We start from the raw sequence: 21,639 nt of genomic DNA on the forward strand, positions 1-21,639 counted from the left end.
AGAGATAGGTGAGTGATCTAGATGATTGGAGATCGTGTTAAGAAACTTCGTCTTGAAAAGAAAATGTCCATGTCTGAGCTAGCTGAACAGGCTGGTGTCGCGAAATCATACTTAAGTTCATTAGAAAGAAATTTACAAACAAATCCGTCTATCCAATTTCTCGAGAAAATTTCAGCTGTCCTTCATGTACCAGTTGACCATCTTATACACGAACATCCAAATAAAGATGAACTAGACTCTGACTGGATGAAGCTTGTGAAAGAGGCTATGAACTCTGGGGTTTCAAAGGATCAGTTTAAAGAGTTTCTTGAGTTTAATAAATGGAGAAGTAATCAATCAAATAATAACTAAAACAAAAAGACAAAATCCAGGTGATTTTGTCTTTTTTTCCAAAATAAAAAGCATTCCCATACGGTCCGACCCTAACAGAAATACTTTCATTCTATGTATGAAACAACCTGCTATGTAAGCTAGTTTCTTTTTATCCTCTGATTTCATTCTCACCTAAAAATCTTCTAATCTCATCTTTCTCTAAACCCAACTTTTTTGCTTCAAGAATTAACATCATCCACTCATAGTCTAGCTCTTCTAACGTCACTTCACTCGTTTCCAACATTCCTCGATCTCCCCCTAAAATACGATCGTATTCCAGGCAGTCCAGCCGTCTTAGCAAAAAAACTTCTAACTACCTTAGACCTGCGACTTTGCGTCCCCCCTTTTCAGAAGGTTTGCCTTTTTCTGTGGTTTGCTCTCCCATGTGATTCACTTATCAATCATTTTACTACTCGTTTTTAGTAAATTGTGTAAAAATCTGTCATACACTTAAAAACTTTCCCAACTAATTAGTTACACTATTCGACAAGGACCTTCATAAAGAACAATTGAGCCCTAAAGAATTCATACATTTTTTTACATTTGTAAGATCAAGCACAAAAATCATAAGTCTTCATGTCGCCCACTGTCGAAATCATTTTAAAAATTTTCTGACTTTTAATGATTAAGTCTTTATTCCTAGTTTTTGATTCTCATATGCTTTTAATTTTCTTTGGATAGGAATGATATTTACATGTACCCTTTCAAGTGTAACTGCATCAAAAAAAGGTAACTTTGTTAGATTATGACCACATATCGGACAGATCCATTCCCCTGCTTCCGAACTGCTGTATGATGGACGATAACATTTGTCACAGTTTTTCCGGTACATTCCCGCCACCTACTATTCTAATAGTTTTCGTTTCTTATTCTATTATTTCTCGTTCTATATAAAGAATAATTTACTTTTATTTTAGACGGAAGTGAGGGTAAACTAAACACTCTAAAATGACCATTTTTTCGTTATAATGAACACTTCCCTTTAGTTTTCAGCTCTTTTCTCCTTCTTTCTTACATTTATAATTTTTTTAAGAACAAATCGTTCGTTACAGTGTACGTTTTCGGAATTTGTAAATCTAGTACTATTTTTATGCAAAAAAAAAAGGAATCAGTCCTTGTGAGACTGACTCCTCAAAAATATTTTTAAGATAGAGTGTTAAGTTGAACTGCTATTTTTGATCCAACATCAGCATTATTTTTAACCAATGCAATATTTGCTTCTAAGCTTCTTCCTTCTGTAAGTTCTTTTACCTTTGCTAAAAGGAATGGAGTGACATTTTTACCCGCAATCTCATTTTCCTTTGCTTCTGTTAATGCCGTTTCAATCACACCATTGATAAATTCCTCTTCAAGAGCATCTGTTTCCGGGATTGGGTTAGCAATCACCACTCCACCGTTCAATCCTAATTCCCACTTTGTACGAATCATGCTCGCTGCTTCCTTTTCATCTTCCACTTGAACGTTCACTTGGAAAGGGCTTGTTCTTGTATAAAAAGCTGGAAGAACATCAGTACCAAAGCCAACCACTGGCACCCCATGGGTTTCTAAATACTCTAGTGTTAAACCAATATCAAGAATAGACTTCGCACCTGCGCACACAACAGCCACATTGGTTTGAGCGAGTTCTTGAAGATCTGCTGAAACATCCATCGTTACTTCAGCTTCACGGTGAACTCCACCAATCCCACCAGTTACGAACACTTCAATTCCAGCAAGCTCTGCACAAATCATCGTTGCTGCTACCGTTGTTGCTCCATTTTTCTTTGTCGCTACTAGGTATGGTAAATCTCTACGGCTCGCCTTTTCAATGTCCTTTCGGGTAGCAAGCATTTCTAACTCTTCGTCTGATAAGCCTATTTTTATTTTTCCGTCTAAAATAGCAATCGTAGCTGGTACCGCACCATTTTTACGAATAATATCCTCTACTTCCTTTGCCGTTTGTACATTTTGTGGGTACGGCATTCCGTGAGAGATAATCGTTGACTCTAATGCCACGACTGGTACATTATTTCTTTTCGCTTCTAAAACTTCTTGTGAGTATTCTAAATATTTTTCCATATTTGTTTGCTCCTTAGTGGAAATTATGTTGAAAAGCTTCTTGTAGCTGTTGATGATTCAATGACGGGTTAACCGTTTCCTCGGTTGCTAAAGTTAGCATGGAACACGCCATTCCAATTTTGCAGGCATCTTCTGTTTTTAACTCGCGTAAATAGGCATAGACAATTCCTGCAACCAGCGCATCTCCTGCACCCGTTACATCTACAACATCTACCTTTGGCGGTAACAGTACACCCGCTTCATTTGTCTTTGTAAAATAAATAAGTCCCTTGTCTCCGCGAGAAATGACAACTCTCTCAACGCCTTTTTTCATAATTGCTTCTGCCGCCTTAAAAAAGTCACCTTCGTCTTTAATTTGTATCTCCGCTAAAGCCTCTGCTTCGTCCTTATTTGCTATTAGCCAGGCCACACCATCAAGATTTTGTGGTAACTTCTTAATTTTTGGAGCTGAAACAGGAGTAATAACGAGTGGAATCGCTTCTTCTCTACAACGATCAATTACTTTTGCGAGTACGTCAGAAGGGAAGTTTGTATCAAGCATCACAAGCTCTGTTGATGCAAGAAAACCCCAGCGTTTTTCAACAAACTCTAAATCGACAGAATCATAAATGCCCATATCTGCTAGAGCAACCGCCATTTCCCCATCCACATCTAAAACAGCCGTATACGTTCCTGTTACTTCATTTGGGAGAATTTTCGAAGGCTCTATATCAACGTATGCCCTAGTATAGTCTAGTAACCATTTCCCTTCATGATCATCACCTACAACACTCATAAGAGAAACATCTAATCCTAGTCTTCCCAAGTTTTCGGCAATGTTCCTTGCAACCCCTCCGCAAGAATTACTAGTGCTAGCAGGATTGGATGTTCCTAACTGCAGCTTATCGATCGCTTGCATTTTCCTATCTACATTAGCTCCACCTATACAAATCACCTGTTTTTTATTAGGTAATACATAGGCCCGACCTAATAGTTTTCCTTGCTTTGTAAGAGAAGAAATATAACCAGCAACAGCTGAACGAGATAAGCCCGTCCTTTCCGCCAACTCATTTTGAGATATAAATGGATCTCTTTTAATCAGTCCAAGTATCGTTGCTTCCTTATCACTCATAATTCACCTCATGATAATATAGACATTTGTCTTTATTATAAACTTTTGTTTAACCATTTACTACCTTTATTATTCTCACTTACTGGAAAAATATATCTAATTTCTTGAATCCTGATTGTTGTCAATTGCTAAATTTGTATAATTTATGAAATTTGTTTGCCATTTTTGTGAAAAAACACTATAATTAAAGTAGATTCAACCATGTGTGAAGGAGGTATTTCCATGACCGTTGTTCACATCTTGAATTTTACCATTCCAATTGCATGCATACTCTTTGCTGGGATTTTAATGGATCGAATGTGTAAGCCGGAAGTACCACAACCTGATAATAACAACGATTAGATTTTTTTTTGGTATTTCTTGTAAGCGCTTCCTAATGAATAATCCCTTGTATCTCTTTTTGGTCACTCTTTTTGGAGTGACCCTTTTTTATTTTTAAAATAGAAAAAGACTGAACCTATTGTAGGCTCAGTCTGCCGTTCTTGGTAAAATTAAAATTTCTACACGACGATTTTTCGCTTTTCCAGCGGCATCTTCATTTGAAGCGATAGGTTGGAATTCTCCGTATCCCTTCGCACTAAACCAACTTGGATCAAGCTTGTCGTTTTCAAGTAAGATTTTCATAAAATTAATGGCACGCATGACGCTTAGCTCCCAGTTAGATGAGAACTGTGCATTTTTTATCGGAACATTATCTGTATGTCCACTGATAATAACACTTCGTGCTGGATCCATAACGAGTAAATCTGAAATCTCTCTTACAATGGTTAAATCTTGGGTTCTAACAGAATCACTTCCTGATTCAAATAAAACGTTGTCTCGTATCGTTACGTGTAAACCGTCATCTTCGAGAGTGGTTTCAAGTTTGTCCTCTAGCCCTTTAGTGGTTATATACTCGTTCACCTTTGCTTGAATGGCTTGAAGCTCTACCTGTTCTGCTTGTTCAACTAGTTGCTGCTTTTGCTCTTCGGTCATCCCTTGAGATTGTGCCTGAGATTGTTCGGTATTTTCAGAGTCATTTTGCTGCTCGTCTGGTGCAGTTGCCCCTTCTTCTGGAATCGGGCTTGGAAACTCAAATATTCCCGTTCCACTTGTAAACTGAGCATTAAACACTTCTGCCATTGCTTGAAACTTTTTCGCATCCAACGAACTCATTGAGAATAATACGATAAACAAAGCTAGCAACAGAGTTAAAAGGTCAGCGTAAGGAATTAACCAAGATTCGTCCACATGCTCCTCATGATGATGCTTCTTATGGCGCTTACTCATTTGCCGGTTCTCCTGTCGCCGCTAAGAACTTCTTCTTTTCACTGCCAGGTAGGTACGAAGCTAGTTTTGTTTCAATTACTCGAGGAGCTTCTCCTTCTAGTATTGATAGAATTCCCTCTACCATCATTTGTTTAATTTTCACTTCTTGCTTAGACTTACGCTTCAATTTGTTTGCAAAGGGATGCCATAATACATAACCGGTAAAAATCCCTAATAGAGTGGCAATAAAGGCAGCACTGATCGCGTGACCTAGTCCCTCAATATCATTCATGTATCCAAGGGCAGCAATCAAACCTACTACTGCACCAAGTACCCCAAGAGTTGGAGCGTACGTTCCTGCTTGAGTAAAAATTAGTGCACCAGATTGATGCCTTTCTTCCATCGCTTCAATTTCTTCCGATAGCACGTCGCGAATATAGTCGGCACTTTGTCCGTCAACAGCAAGCGATAATCCATTTTTCAAGAAATCATCGTCGATTTCATTCGTCTTTGACTCTAGAGCTAATAGCCCCTCTTTACGAGCTAGCTGCGCCCAATCAGAAAACATTTTAATTAAGTCTGCTGGGTTTGGTAGCTTGTCTTCTTTAAAAAGCTTTCCGAAAAGCTTGGGTACTCTTTTGATTTCACTTGTTGGGAATGCAATTGTCACGGCCCCTACCGTTCCTAACAAGATAATTAAAAGTGCCGCAGGATTCACAAGCTGCACGGGGCTAACGCCTTTAAAGAACATCCCCACTAGTACAGCTACGACTCCGATGACAACACCTATTACCGACGTTTTATCCATACTTCATTCTCCTGTCTTTTCCTGAGTATCTTCGTGATAGAAGTCCTATTTCTATCAACCTATTACTATTTATTTCGGCTATGTAGCCATTTTTTTAAGAGAATATGTAAAAAAATATGTCGGAAGATAGAACAAAAAAATACCCAAGGGTTTCCTTAGGCATTAAAATAACTTCTTATTTATTTTTTGCTCATAATTTTTAAAGATAGAAGAGTTTGTGTTCACGCGGCGTTTGGATAACATACTGTTATAACGCAGCATCTTTTCGTTTAACTTTTTCTGAAGACCAAGTTTTTGTTTATCGTCATCACAGGCATTTAACAGTGATTCAATAGACATCATTTCCTGCTTGAGTGCATATTCTTCCGGAGAATATCCCGCATTTTTCAACACGGTATATGCCATACGAAGTTCTTCTGGAATGGCAGATAAATCATCGAGTTTTAATGGTTTCCCATAGCCAGGTAAATGATCGAAGTCACCATTTTCAATCGCCTTACGAATGCGTTCCTCCGACATAGTTCGAGAAAAATCCATGAACATCCCTCCTTCCCTTATTAAACCTTGTATAGTGGAAAGCGAGGGAGTTTTCCATCATTTGTTTTCTAACTTTGATCAGGCATCCAGTTTGCTGGGACACCTTTACCGGTATTTTTTGCATGTTGAAGGGCCTGCATAAGCCTTACATGTTCATAAAGGTTTCGTCCGACTTCCCTCGGATAGACGAGCTTAGCAACAATGATCTGTTCCGGATCTATAAAAAAAGAGGTTCTAAACGCAGCTCCTGTTTTCTCATCCAGTACTCGATACGATTTGGAGATCGCATGAGTTCTGTCACTCAACATAGGGTAGTAGACATTTTGTAAAGAGGGAGTGGTTTCACGAAACACTTTATGTGAATAGATGCTATCTGTGCTAATAGCCAAAATCTCGACATTCATTCCCTGAAAATATGGGTAAACAGCAGCGACCGCTGCTAGTTCTGTCTCTCAGACGGGTGTAAAGTCACTTGGATAGAAAAATAATAGAAGCCATTTCCCTTTATATTGCTCAAGTTCAAATGATTTGATTTCTCCATTTACAAATCCATTTGTCGTAAATGTTGGAGCTTGATCGTCTCGAGTCGCATAAAATGGCTGTTGTTCATTTTGAGATTGATTGGTCACTTAGATCCCCCTCCCTTTTTAAAAATTCACAACCCATTACTTTCTATAAATATGCATGAACCTTCTGAACTGTCCTGTTTCTTTTCTACATAGAAGGGAATTTTTCCGGAAAAGCTAATTTGGAGGAAAGGAGTGTGGAAAAATGGGTCGCGGAAAAGAATTTGAGCATAAGAAAAAGGGACATCCTGGGAAGTTTCCTGAAGGGACTCTTGTTGAAAAACATACAAAGGACGCAATTGGCGATGAGGAATTTCTTGTCGTACGTGAAGCGTTTAAAAACCGAGTGGAAACTAAAGACGTCGAATAGACCTTGCAATCGCAAGGTCTTTCTTATTTGACCAGTGCCATGAGCTTTTCTTATTCCCCTTTTCTTTCGTTTTCCTGTATACTTATCCCGAGCAAATGGAAATTCGGAGGATAAATAATGAAATCACTTGTACTTGCTGAAAAGCCAAGCGTAGCTAGAGAAATTGCGCGCGTTCTTGGTTGTTCACAAACACATAAAAGCTATATTGAAGGGCCGAAGTATATTGTCACTTGGGCGCTTGGACATTTAATTGAGTTAAAAATGCCTGAGCATTACGATACGAAATACATGCAATGGAATTTAGAAGACCTGCCGATTATCCCTGATAAGATGGGGCTAAAGGTTATGAAACAAACCTCTCATCAGTATAAAGCGATCGAGTCTCTTGCCAAACGTAAAGATGTGAAGGAATGCATCATTGCCACCGACGCAGGACGTGAAGGGGAGCTTGTTGCGCGCTGGATTTTAGAAAAAATCCGCTGGAATAAACCTATTAAGCGTTTGTGGATCTCATCCCATACGGATCGTTCGATTAAAGAAGGATTTGCTAAGCTCCGTCCGGGAAGCGAATATGAAAATTTATATGCATCCGCGGTTTGTCGAGCAGAAGCCGATTGGTTGATTGGACTTAATGTTACTCGTGCTTTAACGACTAAATATAAGGACCCACTCTCTGCAGGTCGAGTGCAAACTCCTACTCTTGCGTTAGTAATGGAACGCGAAAAAGCCATTCAGACATTTAAGCCGCAAGAATACTGGACGATTTCCGCCCAAATTGGACCTCTGAAAGCCGATTGGGAGGAAAATGGGGAAAAGCGAATTTTCTCCCAGGACAAAGCAGATCGTATTGTAGCAAAGGGCAAAGGGCAAAAAGCGGTTGTTCAGTCGATCAATCGTACCGCAAAGTCTGAACAACAGCCTCTGCCGTATGATTTAACGGAACTTCAACGTGATGCCAACAAACGCTTTGGCTTTTCAGCGAAAAAGACATCGAGTGTTCTGCAAAAATTGTATGAGCAGCATAAGCTCGTAACCTACCCTCGTACTGACTCACGTTACCTTACAACGGATATGGAAGCGACTATGCTTGATCGTGTCGAAGCGATTGCGGGTGGTTATAAGGAAGAAGTACGTAGCATTCTTGCTAACAAAGGGAAAGTACTCGCAAAACGAGTGTTTAATAATGAGAAAGTAACAGACCATCATGCCATTATCCCTACAGAAGAGCGATTATTCCTTCGTGATTTAGAGTCAGATGAACGAAAACTCTACGATTTAATCGTGAAGCGGTTCCTTGCACTTTTTTACCCTGCCTATCAGTACGAAACCGTTCGTGCCGTGTTTGATGTGAACGGGGAGTCCTTCTCTACGAAGGAAACGGTCGTGGTTGATGCAGGTTTTAAAGCTATAACAGGAAAAGACGAAGAGTTAAGCGGGCAAAAGCTTGGACAGATCACGAATGGACAGTCCTTCTCGATCGGTCAGGTTCAAGCCGAGAAAAAGCTAACCGAACCTCCTGCACGATTTTCGGAGTCTGATATTTTAGGTCAAATGGAGAAATACGGGCTCGGAACCCCTGCGACTCGCGCAGAGATCATTGAAAGAATTATTGAGACTGAGGTCGTTGAACGGAAGAATGGACGTTTACATCCGACTCCTAAAGGAAAGCAATTGATGGACCTCGTGAATGAGGAGCTTACCTCTCCAGAGCTTACCGCAAAATGGGAAAAAGAGCTTGAAGCCATCTCACGTGGCAAAGGAGATCCGAAGCAATTTTTAAAACGAATTCGTAAGCAAACCGAGCAATTGATCTCTGAAATTAAGACGAGCGATAAATCGTATCGTGCTCATAACTTAACAGGCTCCAAATGCCCTGAGTGCCAATCTTTGTTGAAAGAGAGAAATACTAAAGAGGGTAAGATTCTTGTTTGCTCAAGCTCGGAATGTAACTACCGGAAGCGAAAGGATCCAAAGCTTTCTAACCGCCGCTGTCCTCAGTGTAAAAAGAAAATGGAAATGCACGAAGGAAAAGCAGGCTTGTACTTCCAATGCCGCAAGTGCAATGTGGTCGAAAAAGCAGAGGAACGAAAGAAAGCAGTCAATAAACGCGAGGAACGAAAGCTTGTCCAAAAGTACTCACAAACGGACGACAACTTCGGAAACAGCCTCGGAGACTTATTAAAAGCAGCATTAGAAAAGAAAGATTAAAAATTATAAATATAAAAGGAACGCTTAGGCGCCCTCAGGCACCTAAGCGTTTTTTCAGGAACAAAATTGCCCACCCCACACGGACAAATCAGGGCAATCTGTCCACGAGCGGTGACAGACACCCTCAAAAGACAGATTGGGGGGTTTTGTCCACGGTGGGTGTCTGACACCGCAGTTGTCACCGCATTGAGGAGGTTTGCAGCATGAGAATACGTGATTGGGATTCCAATTTGAAGGTTCGTTTGTTTGGTGAGGCGTTAATGAATATTACCTTTTGGATGTTTTTTCCCTTTTTAACGATCTATTTTGCCGATGAGTTCGGTAAAAGCCTCGCTGGTTTGTTGTTAATTCTTTCACAGGTTTTATCGGTTTTTGCCAATCTTATAGGTGGTTATTGTGCCGATCGATACGGTCGTAAACGAATGATGGTTTTTTCTGCTTTCGGACAAGGAATATGCTTTATGTTGTTCGGACTGGCTGATTCACCGTGGCTTCAGTCTCCATGGATCGGCTTCCTTTGTTTCTCATTTGTTGGTTTTTTCGGATCTATCTACTGGCCAGCTAGTCAGGCCATGGTGGCTGATGTGGTCGACGAGGAAAACCGAAGCAGAGTGTTTGCCGTCTTTTATACATCGATAAACATCGCAGTCGTAATCGGTCCTCTACTGGGTGCGATTTTCTATGTGAATCACCGCTTTGAGCTTCTCCTTATCGCAGGAATTATATGTGTCGGTCTAGCAGCCGTCCTACAAAAATGGACACGTGAAACCGCACCAACTTACGAGCATAAGGAAAGCACCACTACGAAATGGTATTCGTTCGTTGGTAATCAGCTTCGTGACTATAAAGTCATTATCAAGGATCGAACCTTCCTTTTATTTATCACCGCTGGGATACTAGCCGCACAAACCTTTATGCAGCTCGACTTGCTCATCCCTGTCTATACAAAGGAAGTCGTTCATAACCAATCTCTCCTAACAATCGGCAATTGGTCATTAAGCGTCGGTGGTGAACAAGCCTTTGGTTTCATCCTTGCAGAAAACGGCTTGCTTGTTGCTCTTTTAACCGTAGCTATTACTAAATGGGTCATTGGTTTTCAGGAAAGAAATGTATTTATCATCTCTTCCCTACTATATGCCATCGCCATTATCGCATTTGGCCAAACAGAATGGATATGGGGACTTGTATTCGCAATGGCTATATTCACTCTAGCAGAACTGCTTGTTGCAGGGTTACAGCAAAGCTTTATTTCAAAAATAGCCCCTGAGCATATGAGAGGACAATACTTCGCTGCAGCAAGTCTTCGATACACCATTGGTCGAACCATTGCACCGATCTCCATTCCTTTGACCGTGTGGATCGGATATGAATGGACCTTCTTTACCATTGCCATTCTTGCCATCGGTAGTGCAGTTATCTATTGGATTATGTTTTCACGGCTGGACCAAAAGCAACAACCTTTATCAGATGTAAAAGGCTCTGCCTAAGTACTATTAGTCCCCACCCGATCATGTACAAAGGCTCTTTTCTAAAACATTGTTGCTATTTACACTATTTTTAGGAGATAAACTTGTTGTTTCGGCAGCCAATCAGAATATTTTCATCCTTAGAAAAGAGCTACTCTTCAAATAGACCAATAAACCCAGCGTTATGCGGGGAAAAAGCCGGCTTTTGGGATTTTTCCAAAACAACAAACTTTACGAAAACTGCCTGTATAAAAAAACCTTTCGGGTGGCGAATTTGTTTTCTTTTTCTCGAAAAAACGAATACAATAAGAAAGAAGAATCCACAAAAAAGGAGACTATACATATGAGCTTTCAAGCTAATTTAGAAAAATATGCAGAGCTAGCTGTTAAAGTGGGCGTGAACGTCCAGCCTAACCAGACCCTCGTTATCAATACAACACTCGACTCAGCTGAATTTGTTCGCCTAGTGGTACGCAATGCCTACGAAGTTGGTGCCCATAATGTTATCGTCAACTGGCAAGACGATGAAGTCACACGTACCAAGTACGAATTAGCACCTGATGCTGCTTTTAACGAGTACCCAGAATGGCGGGCTCGTGAAATGGAAGATCTTGCCGACAAAGGCGCTGCCTTCATGTCCATCGTTTCTTCAGGTCCTGACCTATTAAAAGGTGTCAACCCTGAGCGTATTGCAAACTTTCAAAAAGCTGCGGGTACAGCATTAAGCAATTACCGTAAAAAAATCCAATCAGATAAAGTAAGCTGGACGGTGATTGCCACACCTTCTCCTGCTTGGGCTGCTAAAGTATTCCCAGACGCAGCACCTGAAGAACAAGTAAGTCTTCTATGGGAGGCAATTTTTAAAGCGACACGTGCAGACTTAGACAATCCGGTCGAAGCATGGAAAAAGCATGACGAAACCCTTCATGAGAAAGTTGCTTATTTAAACGATCGTCGCTATAAAAAGCTACACTATACGGCTCCTGGAACAGATTTAACGATTGAACTTCCAGACAAACATATTTGGGTGGGCGCTGGTAGCATTAACGAACAAGGTAACCAGTTTATGGCTAATATGCCTACAGAAGAAGTGTTTACTGTTCCACACAGAACAGGAGTGAACGGATATGTAGCAAGCACCAAACCGCTTAGCTACGGTGGAAATATTATTGATAACTTCACCATTACTTTTGAAAATGGGCGCATTGTCGATGTGAAAGCCGAGCAAGGCGAGGATATTTTAAAACGCCTTGTTGATACAGATGAAGGCTCACATTATTTAGGAGAAGTCGCATTGGTACCGTTCCAATCACCCATCTCTCAATCCAATGTACTTTTCTACAACACCCTTTTCGACGAAAATGCATCCAACCACTTAGCGATCGGAAGTGCCTACGCATTCTGTATCGAAGGTGGAAAAACGATGTCTGCTGAAGATCTTGAGAAAAATGGTCTCAACGAAAGCATCACACATGTTGATTTCATGATCGGCTCAGCTGAAATGAACATCGATGGAATTACAAAAGATGACCAAACAGAACCCGTATTCCGAAACGGAAATTGGGCTTTCTAACTAGATACTCCAGAGGCTTGGTTCCAAAACCAAGCCTCTGACTGTAGACAAATTCGTAAAATTGAACTGCCCCGTAAATGTTAGACACCAAACTACATTTACGGGGTGTTTTTTATGCGTAATTTTACTACCTTGAGGGCAAACATGGTTTTTGGAATTTAAATCCTTATAGCACAAGTTTTCCTAGTCAATCTTTAACAGCTAAACTGCTGATTGGAGCGGAAGGTGCTTGACTCCTGGGGGATCCAGCGGGACAGGTGAGACCCCGCAAGAGCAAAGCGATGAGGAGGCTCACCGCCCGCCCCCCGGAAAGCAAGCGCCTGGAGCGGAAATCAGCCTTTTCTCTACCGTACCAAATAATAAAAATTTCCCCTCACATGGTCTAAACCCTCCGATTTTCCTATATTTTATAACATGGATGATTCCATACTCTTAAAAGGAATAGGAGAGGTCTAGATGTATGTTGTAACGTATTATGATAATAGAAATGTTTTATTAACTCAGTTACTTAAAAATCTCCCTTCAGAAGGGGAAAATGTAAAGATCAAAGGGCGAAAAGGAAAGATTACTGCTGTATCACCCATCGATGAAAAGGTTGTTCATGTATATGTTGCTCTTGAAGCAGTTAATAAAAATAAACTTGCCGTCCTAGACAACTCCAAAAAGAAAAAACGATAAAAAAAGCATGAGGGAAGTCCTCATGCTTTACTTATTGTCGTTGTTTTTCCCTTCTACTCCAGCACCCAATTCCTCAAAGCTTTTTACTTTTCCATGAGGATGTTGATTCTCTTTTCTCTGCCTCCACTGGCGTTCTTCTTGACTCTTTGATTTTGTCATCACAGATGCTCCTTTTCAAATAACTTCTTATATATTTTCTCAGGAACTACTGCAACTTATGTAATCATCTTGGTTTTTACAAACAAAAACCAGATGAACTTCAATAACCAGTATAACTGAAAGAGGCTATTGCAATGAAATTCGAATTGTGGGAGGATGAAACTACATATATTAAATTGTTAAGATGAATTTAGGAGTGAATAACGTGGACCAGTTACATATTGTCGTTTCTGGTAAAGTTCAAGGGGTTGGCTTTCGTTACTATACGCAAATGAGAGCAGCACAATATGGAGTCACCGGCTGGGTAAAAAATATGGAGGATGGCAGCGTAGAAATCATCGCTGTCGGTCAGCCTGAAGACCTCCAGCTTTTTATAGAGTCCATACGGGAAGGAAATCCTTTCTCAAAGGTCAACAACATGGAAATACATACAAGGGAGAAAACCGATCCATATCCTTCCTTTAAGATTAAATATTAGGCAACAACAAACTGGCCAAGGTGATTAATTGGCCAGTTTATTTTTTAAACATCTACTCACTATCTTCCGTTATTCGTCCCCCATAACCATGAGGCTTCGGAGCATTCTTTAAATGTGTCGTCCCTTTGGTTTCAATATCTACCTCATAGGAGTTTGTCTTAAATTGCTTCTCGGATTTTTTCTTCAATTCGCTCACCTCCCTCTCTACCTTTCCCAAACAAGAAATGATCAAGCCTACAAAACTTTTCCCAATAAATTACCAGGAACTTCGACTCTAAAATTGCACATATTAGCTTTGTGCACAAAAGGAGGTGTCTATTAAATGAAAACCATAACACTCGGCGTACACGAAACCCTTGAACTACATGAACTGATGGCATTTAAAAGTCTGTGTCTAACAAAATCCTCCACGATGAGTGGATTTGTACAAGATAATGACCTCATGAATCTTCTTAAACAAGATGTTAGTCAAACAAAAAGTCATATTCAAACATTGCAACAGTTTGTACCACGAAAGGAGCAATAACTCAATGGACCAGTCTGGACAAAATAACAATAATTCTTTGCAAAGCGTTGACCCGATGGTTTCAAGTCCATATAACTTAACTCAAGCTGGCATGGGTGATCGTATGACTGGTGCAAACCAATCAGGTCAAATGAGTGCAATGACTGAGCAAGTAATTGCTACCGATTTATTAATGGCAGCTAAATCAGCTATCAAAAATTACGCCATTGCCATTTCTGAATGTGCAACACCAGAGTTACGTCAAGCTTTGACAGAACAACTAAACGATACCATTCGTTCTCATGAGCAGATAACCAACTACATGATTAACAAAGGGTACTATCACCCAGTGGATGTTCTTGAACAATTACGACTTGATCAGCAAGCTGCCCAAACAGCTTTAAACCTACAATAATTACTTAGCCTTGAAGGTATTTCCTTCAAGGCTTAAACAAATGGAGGGAATCTTTATATGACTTTCTTGGATGCTTCCTTACGAATCACCTTTACATTTATTACACTGTTCATCATGTCTCGTATTTTAGGAAAAAAGTTAATCGCACAAATGACGTTTTTTGATTTTGTTGCTGGCATTACGATTGGTTCCCTCGGAGCCTCTTTTGCTTTTAACAATACGATTCCTATTAGTATTGGAATTTACGGAATTATCCTTTTTGCCCTAATTGCTCTCATCACTGATGTGTTATCCATTAAAGTTTATGCTACAAGAAAACTCTTTAACGGGGAACCATTGCTTATTATTAAGAATGGCAAAATTCAAGAAGAAGGAATGTTAAAAGCACGATTAACGGTGGATGACCTCCTTTTTCTTCTTCGAAAGAAAAATATATTTTATCTGGATGAAGTAGAGTTTGCCTTTCTTGAGACGGATGGAACGGTTTCAGCTCAAAAGAAAGGAACACAACAGTATACGAAAAATATTGACTTCAAAATCAATCCGATCTCCCGTGGAATACCACAAACGTTTATTATTGATGGGAAAATTATGATGGAGAGCCTTGAGGCTGCCGGGAAGGATCCATCCTGGATGAATTCTATCCTCAAAGAACAGAACATTCAAAAAGTCAAAAACGTAACGGTTGGTCAGATCGATGAGCTAGGAAAGGTTTATCTGGACATTACTAAAGATAAGACGTAAAAAAGACACCCTATAAGGTGCCTTCAATTATTCTTGTGACTCATATACATCCTGGCTTGACTCTACCACATACTCGGGCTTTGGTTTTCCAGCATTGGCTTTATGCCCAGCAATATGATCAGGGTGCTTTTCCCAATTTTTCCAAGCTGATTCAGATTCCCAGCGAATCATAACGATCACTTCTTCGTTCCCACGACGACTTTTCTTCAATAGAACTTGCTTATCAATAAAACCTGGCTGCTCTGACATCAATCCGCCTTGCTTCGAAAAGCGCTCGATTATCTTTGAAGAGTGTCCTTCTTCAACAACGATTTTTTTCATTTGATAAAACATTTAGATGGCCTCCTTTTTGTAAAAAGCCGGAACAAAGTCCGGCTATCACGCTTTATTTAAGTGCAGCTTTTACTTCCTCTACCATCGATTGAGTGGATTGAACACCATTTCCTGCGATGTACCAGTTCACTGCATCTAAGTAAATAATCTTTCCATTTTTATATGCGCTTGTTTTCTTCACTAACTCATTTTCAATCGTTTCTTTTGCCCCCACTTCTCCACCAACGGCAGCAGAGCGATCAATAACAAAAATAACATCTGGATTTTTCTCTAAAATGTATTCAAATGTAATGCTTTGACCGTGTTGAGATACTTCAATATTTTCATCTGCTGCTTTAAAGCCAAACACATCATGTACAAATCCGTAGCGTGAGCTTGGTCCATATGCGCTTACTTTTCCTTCATTTGCTAATAAAATCAGTGCTTTGCTTTCAGAAGCTGAAGCTTCCTTGTTAAGGTCTTCGATGCTTGCTTTTAGCTCCTCCATTTTCGAAGCAAGAACATCTTCTTTTTCAAAGATTTCTGCTAAAAGATCAAAGTTCTTTTCAAGTGAAGACATATAGTTTGCATAATCCACATCGATAAATACGGTTGGAGCGATCTCTGCAAATTGATCATATAGTTCCGCTTGTCTTGCAGAGATAAAGATCACATCTGGCTCTAAGTGATGAATTGCTTCAAAATCAGGCTCTTTTAATCCACCTACATTTGTATATTCAGAACCAGCATATTTTTCTAAGCTTTTTGGAATAACTGCTTGTGGTACACCAGCCACTTCTACCCCAAATGCATCTAATGTATCAAGAACACCAAAATCAAATACTACTACCTTCTTAGGGCTCTTCTCTACAGTTACTTCACCATATTCGTGAGTAATGGTTACTTCTTTTGACTCTTCTTCAGTTTTTTCTCCTTCTGTGCTAGCAGTCGTGCTCGCTTCTTCTTTGCCTCCACACGCAGCTAATAAGAAAAGCATTGTGAAAATAAGAGAAAATAAACCTACCTTTTTCATCTTTCTATCCCCTTTTTTATGAATTAAAGTACACGCAGATTCTGCAATTGTTCATTTCTTGTATCGGAATATCCATATCATAAATTTCTTTCAAAGCTTTTGATTGGATGATTTCATTCGTTGGTCCATCTTTTACGACCTTACCATCCTTTAGAGCAACGATACGATCCGAGTAGACAGAAGCAAAATTAATATCATGAAGTACGATCACGACCGTTTTTCCAAGTTCATCCACCAGACGGCGTAAAATTTTCATAATCTGTACAGAATGCTTCATATCCAGATTATTTAGTGGCTCATCCAACAAGATATACTCGGTGTCTTGGGCAATAACCATCGCGATAAATGCTCGCTGCTTTTGTCCCCCTGACAACTCATCTAAGTATCTGTCTTCCATGTCCTTTAACGCCATATATTCGATTGCTTGATCAACCATTTTCTCATCCTCAGCCGTTAAGCGACCTTTTGAATATGGGAAGCGACCGAATGAAACCAACTCACGAATGGTTAAACGTACATTCATATAGTTCGATTGCTTTAAGATCGATACAATTTTTGAAAAATCATTCGACTTCATCTTTTTAATATTCGATTGATCAATGAGCACTTCACCTGTATCTGCATCTAAAAGACGACTGACCATCGATAACAGAGTGGACTTTCCTGCTCCGTTCGGGCCGATAAAAGAAGTAATCTTTCCTCTTTGAATCGAGACAGTTACATCTTCTACGACTTTCTTTTTTCCATAAAACTTCGAAAGGGCTTGAACTTGGATCAAGATGATCGACTCTCCTTTAGCAGTAAATAAATGAAGTACACTCCACCAATGAAGTTGATAATAACGCTAAGTGTCGTTGAAAAAGTAAAGACTCTTTCTACCACCCATTGACCACCAACAAGGGCAATGACACTAATCAAACCAGCTCCGCTGATCAGAATCTTATGTTTATAGGTACCAAACAATTGATAAGACAGGTTAGCTACAATCAATCCAAAAAACGTAATCGGACCGACAAGTGCGGTTGAGACGGAAATAAACACAGCAACAAGTATGAGCATTTTCTTTACTAATGAATCATAATTGACACCTAAATTAACAGCATTATCCCTACCTAGAGACAGCACATCTAAATAAGTAGTATATCGCCAAGCATAAAGAATTAATAATCCTATAATCCCTATGGCAATCCATAAAATATCGGTATTGACATTATTAAAGCTTGCAAACATTCGATCTTGTACAATTTGGAATTCATTCGGATCAATCAATACCTGTAAGAATGTCGAGATGCTCGAGAAAAATGTCCCTACGATAATTCCAATCAACAACAAAAAGTAGATTGGTTGATTTCCTTTCTTAAAAAGAAATCGATAGAGTAATAGTGCGAAAACAATCATCGCTACCACTGAAATTCCGAAATTCACTTGCTTGTTCGTAACCGTAAAATGGGTTGAACCCAAGAAGAAAATAATCACGGTTTGGATAAGCATGTAAAGGGAGTCTAGCCCCATAATACTCGGAGTGAGGATTCGGTTGTGGGTAATCGTTTGAAATACAACAGTGGAATAAGCGATAGCCACCCCTGTTAAAATCATCGCAATGACCTTGAATCCTCTTCTTGGAAGAGCATAATCATAACTTCCATTCAAATCATGAAATAAATAAAGAGCACAAACGGCTATTGCAGCCACAGTCAGTAATATATTCTTGGTTGAGTTACGCATACGCCTTCCTCCGGAACAACAAGAATAGGAAGATTCCACTGCCGATCACACCGACCATTAAAGAGATAGATATCTCATATGGGTAAATAATGACTCGGCCAAGAATATCAGTTATTAGAAGGAAGATTGCTCCTAATAAGGCCGTATGAGGCAAGGTCTTTTGCAAATGGTCTCCTTTTAAAATAGAAATAATATTCGGAATAATTAAGCCTAAAAAAGGAATAACTCCGACTGTAAGAACCACAGTCACCGTAATAAGAGCCACTAATACCAAACCTATATTCACGACTCGCTTATAGGCAAGACCGAGGTTTTTGGAAAAATCCTCACCCATACCAGCAACTGTGAAGCGATTAGCATATAAGTAAGCTACTAATAACACCGGTATACTTATGTACAACAGTTCGTAGCGGCCTTTCATAATCATTGAAAAATCTCCCTGTAGCCAAGCGGACATATTCTGAATCACATCTGCCCGATACGCAAAGAACGTAGCAACCGATGATAAAATATTTCCGAACATGAGTCCGACCAATGGGATAAATATAGCATCCTTGAACTTAATTCTGTCCAGGATTTGCATAAAAAGAAATGTCCCTGCTAAAGCAAAGGCAAAGGCGATTCCCATCTTTTGAAGCATCGTTGCATTCGCAAAAAATAGCATCGATACAAGAATTCCTAGCCTTGTCGCATCTAATGTCCCAGCGGTTGTCGGTGAAACAAATTTGTTTCTACTTAATTGCTGCATGATCAAACCAGCAATACTCATCCCAGCTCCAGCTAGCAATATAGCAATTAACCTTGGAACGCGACTAATTAAAAAGATCTCAGTTTCTTCTGATTGAAAGTCAAGTAACATCTTTGGAGAAATGCTGCTTACCCCTACAAAAAGAGATAGAACTGAAAGAATAAGTAACGCAAGTAGTAAGTATCTTTTCTTCATCGGCTCTCCTCTTTATCAAATATCTAATAATGAGAATCATTATCATAAGTTCTATCATATATTTATACATAATTAGTGTCAACCTTATTGAGAATGTTTTTCATGAAAAATTGAAATTTTACCCAAATTAATACCTCTCTTTTACTTGGTACAAATGGGTTTCTTAAGTTGTGAAAATTTTATGACAATAGTAGATTTCACTGAGTTTATATAACAAACTAAAAATATACAAAAACTCTTTATAAATAAAATGTTTTGTCCTTAATTGAGTAACTAGCAAAAGTAGAATAAGCGGAGAGTTTCCGGTTAGATGCAGAATGGAGCCTCATTTCGGGGTAAATAAGGGGAGTTTTTCCGATTATGCAAAGAAAAATCGCTCCTTTTTGACTTTTTCGAGCCAATAGGCGGAATTTCTCCGTTTATTTAAGCTCTTTTTTAATAATAATTAATAATTAAGCGGAATCTCTCCGTCTATCAGCTCAACCGATAGATAAGTGCAGACCCTCTTGAACCTAGAAGCAGGTACTCAAAACGGTACTGTAAATGACATAAAGAAAAGACGTATGCAATTCATACGTCAATTCTTGTGTATTTTAACAAGAAAGTACCGAAACAGACCCCTTTACCCTAAAGGGTTACAGCTTTGCATTAGTAATATGGGCTAGATGATGATTTCCATGCCAGGCGTACAATCCGATATTTTTCTCTACTGTCACGATCCCTGCATCTGGGTGTACGAAGGTTCGTTTCATTTCTTCTTCACTCACGCTTTTTAGAAGTGCTACTAATCTTGTGTGAACAGACTCAATAAGTGTTAAAGACACCTCCACCGGTAGCTTCGAGTCTTCTAACTCCGCCCATCTCGCTTCCTCGTATGGCTTAATAACAGGGCTGTCTTCAGTTAAGGCCAGCTTAAAACGAATATAGGCGTTCATATGGCTATCGGCAATATGGTGCACCACCTGCCGAATCGTCCAACCACCGTCACGGTATGGTGTATCAAGCTGTTCTTCGCTTAAGCCTGAAACAGCTCCTCTTAGCTTTTTAGGCAAGCTTGCGATTTCCTCTATCCAGTGGTGAGTTAACGTTCTATTGATCTCTCCCTCAACCTGAAACGTCCCAATCGGGTATCTCTCATCCATCTACAACCTCTCCCCATCACCTATTTATTGATCTGCTTGGTCCGAAGTTCCTTTCTCCATACCTGAACCATGCTTCACACCTTTACTTTTATATGGCTTTGCATTCTTCGCTTTTTTTGCTCCAGCCTGCCAACGCGTCCAGCCTTTTTTTCCTGTACCTTTGCCTACTCCACTCTTGCTCTTTGCTTTTACTCTCGCCAATTCTGATCACTCCATTGCTATTCTATCTTATATTATAAACTAGTTTTAACTTATTGGAGGATGATATGCTGAGTTTTCCAATTTAGAGTGGACTAAATTACTTCCAAGCTTGCTCTAATAACTCTCTAAAAATCTCATTGAGTAAAGGTGTGGATGTGTCTTTTTCACTTACCTTCATGTTTTTCGTCATACGTTCCATGTACTCAATCTCTTGTTGTAGGTAGTCATTAAGAACTTTAATTGGAGGTTCTAACTGGAATGAGTGCTCTTTTCTCTCTTTTTTATGGGAGACGAGTTCTTCAATCGATTGCCTTACCTGACCCATGGGAACCAGTTTCTGTACAAGGTTTTCAAACTTAATCGGTGGAAAGGTATGATTCAAAATAATCCACTTCCCTGCCAAAAGAGGACGCAGAATCGTAAAGTACTTTTTATAATGTACTTCTTCTTCTAAAAGGTACGAACGGAAGTTTCTTTTCGCCATACGAACATAATGGTAGAGACAGGTTACAGGCGAAAACACCTTCTGTTCGACGGCTAACAATTTTTCTAGAGTTGAATATTGTTCATAATAAACAATGTCAGAATGAAGCCACTCGAAAAATGGCGGGTTAGACTTTCGGTACAATCTTAATGCTTTCGTCAACTCCCACCCACTCATGTCTAAAAGTGGATGAACCGGGTTGGAAAGAGAGTCTTTTGATGGCACTTCAATTACGTCTCTTCCCTGGTCAATGGACAAATACCATTCCTTTGTATGTACATATAAAAATCTCACATCATAATCACTATCCATGGAAGGAAATCCCCAAGCCCGACTTCCCGACTCGCATGCGAACAATACTTTAACATCATATTCTCGCTCAATTTGCTGAAGAACCTCTATTATATGTTCCTTCATGAAATCCCTCTTTTCTTTTATCATAATGGGCAGATAAAAGAAAACCAATACTATCCACTACATCGAAAAAAAACCGGCAGGACTTA

28 protein-coding genes and 1 riboswitch are annotated in these 21,639 nt (G+C 39.6%); of the genes, 10 read left to right on the plus strand and 18 right to left on the minus strand.

Annotation, left to right across the window (positions count from 1 at the left end):
- Positions 1 to 21: 21 nt before the first annotated feature.
- Positions 22 to 351: a helix-turn-helix domain-containing protein gene (locus ACQ5H4_RS20545; protein ID WP_066052684.1), complete on the plus strand. Its 330-nt coding sequence runs from the start codon at positions 22 to 24 to the stop codon at positions 349 to 351.
- Positions 352 to 481: 130 nt separating this feature from the next.
- Here ACQ5H4_RS20545 and ACQ5H4_RS20550 read toward each other — a convergent pair whose 3' ends face one another.
- The 8 genes from ACQ5H4_RS20550 to ACQ5H4_RS20585 form a co-directional block, all read right to left on the minus strand.
- Positions 482 to 616, minus strand: coding sequence for an anti-repressor SinI family protein (locus tag ACQ5H4_RS20550; RefSeq protein ID WP_430776830.1), 135 nt, complete (start codon positions 614 to 616; stop codon positions 482 to 484).
- A 32-nt stretch (positions 617 to 648) separates the two neighbouring features.
- Positions 649 to 743, minus strand: a riboswitch (cyclic di-GMP riboswitch).
- A 254-nt stretch (positions 744 to 997) separates the two neighbouring features.
- Complete coding sequence (locus ACQ5H4_RS20555) at positions 998 to 1,204, minus strand: hypothetical protein (protein ID WP_119706719.1); 207 nt, start codon at positions 1,202 to 1,204, stop codon at positions 998 to 1,000.
- 311 nt (positions 1,205 to 1,515) lie between these two features.
- Positions 1,516 to 2,430 (minus strand): pseudouridine-5'-phosphate glycosidase, encoded by a 915-nt coding sequence (locus ACQ5H4_RS20560; protein ID WP_430776831.1) that lies wholly within the window; start codon positions 2,428 to 2,430, stop codon positions 1,516 to 1,518.
- A 13-nt stretch (positions 2,431 to 2,443) separates the two neighbouring features.
- Positions 2,444 to 3,541 carry a carbohydrate kinase gene (locus tag ACQ5H4_RS20565; protein ID WP_430776832.1) on the minus strand — a complete coding sequence of 366 codons (1,098 nt, stop codon included), beginning with the start codon at positions 3,539 to 3,541 and terminating at the stop codon, positions 2,444 to 2,446.
- A 468-nt stretch (positions 3,542 to 4,009) separates the two neighbouring features.
- Positions 4,010 to 4,810, minus strand: coding sequence for a flagellar motor protein MotB (gene motB / locus ACQ5H4_RS20570; protein ID WP_430776833.1), 801 nt, complete (start codon positions 4,808 to 4,810; stop codon positions 4,010 to 4,012).
- Positions 4,803 to 5,597 carry a flagellar motor stator protein MotA gene (gene motA / locus ACQ5H4_RS20575; protein ID WP_430776834.1) on the minus strand — a complete coding sequence of 265 codons (795 nt, stop codon included), beginning with the start codon at positions 5,595 to 5,597 and terminating at the stop codon, positions 4,803 to 4,805. Before motA ends, motB begins: the two co-directional genes overlap by 8 nt.
- A gap of 162 nt (positions 5,598 to 5,759) precedes the next feature.
- Entirely contained in the window at positions 5,760 to 6,134 is a 375-nt protein-coding gene (locus ACQ5H4_RS20580; protein ID WP_430776835.1) for a DnaJ family domain-containing protein, read from the minus strand.
- Positions 6,135 to 6,202: 68 nt separating this feature from the next.
- Positions 6,203 to 6,763, minus strand: coding sequence for a peroxiredoxin (locus ACQ5H4_RS20585; RefSeq protein ID WP_430776836.1), 561 nt, complete (start codon positions 6,761 to 6,763; stop codon positions 6,203 to 6,205).
- 142 nt (positions 6,764 to 6,905) lie between these two features.
- Here ACQ5H4_RS20585 and ACQ5H4_RS20590 point away from each other — a divergent pair, with 142 nt between their 5' ends.
- From ACQ5H4_RS20590 to ACQ5H4_RS20610, 5 genes are all read left to right on the plus strand, one after another.
- Positions 6,906 to 7,070 carry a hypothetical protein gene (locus ACQ5H4_RS20590; protein ID WP_430776837.1) on the plus strand — a complete coding sequence of 55 codons (165 nt, stop codon included), beginning with the start codon at positions 6,906 to 6,908 and terminating at the stop codon, positions 7,068 to 7,070.
- Between the two features lie 117 nt (positions 7,071 to 7,187).
- A complete protein-coding gene (locus ACQ5H4_RS20595) occupies positions 7,188 to 9,278 on the plus strand; it encodes a DNA topoisomerase III (protein ID WP_430776838.1) in 2,091 nt (696 codons plus the stop codon).
- A 203-nt stretch (positions 9,279 to 9,481) separates the two neighbouring features.
- Positions 9,482 to 10,765, plus strand: coding sequence for an MDR family MFS transporter (locus ACQ5H4_RS20600; RefSeq protein WP_430776839.1), 1,284 nt, complete (start codon positions 9,482 to 9,484; stop codon positions 10,763 to 10,765).
- A gap of 322 nt (positions 10,766 to 11,087) precedes the next feature.
- A complete protein-coding gene (locus ACQ5H4_RS20605) occupies positions 11,088 to 12,317 on the plus strand; it encodes an aminopeptidase (protein WP_430776840.1) in 1,230 nt (409 codons plus the stop codon).
- Between the two features lie 456 nt (positions 12,318 to 12,773).
- Entirely contained in the window at positions 12,774 to 12,995 is a 222-nt protein-coding gene (locus ACQ5H4_RS20610; RefSeq protein WP_430776841.1) for a hypothetical protein, read from the plus strand.
- Between the two features lie 27 nt (positions 12,996 to 13,022).
- Here the strand turns inward: ACQ5H4_RS20610 and ACQ5H4_RS20615 are convergent, their stop codons facing one another.
- Positions 13,023 to 13,154, minus strand: coding sequence for a DUF6254 family protein (locus ACQ5H4_RS20615; RefSeq protein WP_340902399.1), 132 nt, complete (start codon positions 13,152 to 13,154; stop codon positions 13,023 to 13,025).
- A gap of 205 nt (positions 13,155 to 13,359) precedes the next feature.
- Between ACQ5H4_RS20615 and ACQ5H4_RS20620 the strand changes: the two genes are divergently transcribed.
- Positions 13,360 to 13,632, plus strand: a complete 273-nt coding sequence (locus tag ACQ5H4_RS20620; RefSeq protein WP_430776842.1) for an acylphosphatase — start codon at positions 13,360 to 13,362, stop codon at positions 13,630 to 13,632.
- Between the two features lie 52 nt (positions 13,633 to 13,684).
- On the opposite strand, the gene ACQ5H4_RS20625 is transcribed toward ACQ5H4_RS20620, so the two are convergent.
- On the minus strand, positions 13,685 to 13,819 hold the full coding sequence (locus ACQ5H4_RS20625) for a hypothetical protein (protein WP_430776843.1): 135 nt from the start codon (positions 13,817 to 13,819) through the stop codon (positions 13,685 to 13,687).
- Positions 13,820 to 13,954: 135 nt separating this feature from the next.
- On the opposite strand from ACQ5H4_RS20625, the gene ACQ5H4_RS20630 reads away from it, so the two are divergent.
- Genes ACQ5H4_RS20630 through ACQ5H4_RS20640 form a run of 3 tightly spaced genes read left to right on the plus strand, consistent with a single transcriptional unit; the run spans position 13,955 to position 15,296 of the window.
- Entirely contained in the window at positions 13,955 to 14,158 is a 204-nt protein-coding gene (locus ACQ5H4_RS20630; protein WP_430776844.1) for a hypothetical protein, read from the plus strand.
- Between the two features lie 4 nt (positions 14,159 to 14,162).
- The gene (locus ACQ5H4_RS20635) at positions 14,163 to 14,552 is read left to right on the plus strand and encodes a spore coat protein (RefSeq protein ID WP_430776845.1); all 390 of its coding nucleotides are present in this window, start codon (positions 14,163 to 14,165) and stop codon (positions 14,550 to 14,552) included.
- Between the two features lie 57 nt (positions 14,553 to 14,609).
- Positions 14,610 to 15,296 (plus strand): DUF421 domain-containing protein, encoded by a 687-nt coding sequence (locus tag ACQ5H4_RS20640; protein WP_430776846.1) that lies wholly within the window; start codon positions 14,610 to 14,612, stop codon positions 15,294 to 15,296.
- Between the two features lie 27 nt (positions 15,297 to 15,323).
- On the opposite strand, the gene ACQ5H4_RS20645 is transcribed toward ACQ5H4_RS20640, so the two are convergent.
- The 8 genes from ACQ5H4_RS20645 to ACQ5H4_RS20680 all read right to left on the minus strand — a co-directional run bounded on the left by ACQ5H4_RS20645 (position 15,324) and on the right by ACQ5H4_RS20680 (position 21,553).
- Entirely contained in the window at positions 15,324 to 15,629 is a 306-nt protein-coding gene (locus tag ACQ5H4_RS20645; RefSeq protein WP_430776847.1) for an antibiotic biosynthesis monooxygenase family protein, read from the minus strand.
- Positions 15,630 to 15,681: 52 nt separating this feature from the next.
- Positions 15,682 to 16,641: a siderophore ABC transporter substrate-binding protein gene (locus ACQ5H4_RS20650; RefSeq protein WP_430776848.1), complete on the minus strand. Its 960-nt coding sequence runs from the start codon at positions 16,639 to 16,641 to the stop codon at positions 15,682 to 15,684.
- Between the two features lie 16 nt (positions 16,642 to 16,657).
- Complete coding sequence (locus ACQ5H4_RS20655) at positions 16,658 to 17,419, minus strand: iron ABC transporter ATP-binding protein (RefSeq protein ID WP_119706704.1); 762 nt, start codon at positions 17,417 to 17,419, stop codon at positions 16,658 to 16,660.
- Positions 17,416 to 18,366: an iron chelate uptake ABC transporter family permease subunit gene (locus ACQ5H4_RS20660; protein ID WP_430776850.1), complete on the minus strand. Its 951-nt coding sequence runs from the start codon at positions 18,364 to 18,366 to the stop codon at positions 17,416 to 17,418. Before ACQ5H4_RS20660 ends, ACQ5H4_RS20655 begins: the two co-directional genes overlap by 4 nt.
- Positions 18,359 to 19,309: an ABC transporter permease gene (locus ACQ5H4_RS20665; RefSeq protein WP_430776851.1), complete on the minus strand. Its 951-nt coding sequence runs from the start codon at positions 19,307 to 19,309 to the stop codon at positions 18,359 to 18,361. Before ACQ5H4_RS20665 ends, ACQ5H4_RS20660 begins: the two co-directional genes overlap by 8 nt.
- 635 nt (positions 19,310 to 19,944) lie before the next feature.
- Positions 19,945 to 20,451 carry a YfiT family bacillithiol transferase gene (locus tag ACQ5H4_RS20670; protein WP_430776852.1) on the minus strand — a complete coding sequence of 169 codons (507 nt, stop codon included), beginning with the start codon at positions 20,449 to 20,451 and terminating at the stop codon, positions 19,945 to 19,947.
- Between the two features lie 24 nt (positions 20,452 to 20,475).
- Positions 20,476 to 20,652, minus strand: coding sequence for a DUF3934 family protein (locus tag ACQ5H4_RS20675; RefSeq protein ID WP_430776853.1), 177 nt, complete (start codon positions 20,650 to 20,652; stop codon positions 20,476 to 20,478).
- Positions 20,653 to 20,749: 97 nt separating this feature from the next.
- On the minus strand, positions 20,750 to 21,553 hold the full coding sequence (locus tag ACQ5H4_RS20680) for a nucleotidyltransferase domain-containing protein (RefSeq protein WP_430776854.1): 804 nt from the start codon (positions 21,551 to 21,553) through the stop codon (positions 20,750 to 20,752).
- Between the last annotated feature and the right edge of the window lie 86 nt (positions 21,554 to 21,639).

Source organism: Bacillus coreaensis (assembly GCF_050586445.1).
GTDB lineage: Bacteria > Bacillota > Bacilli > Bacillales > Cytobacillaceae > Robertmurraya_A > Robertmurraya_A coreaensis.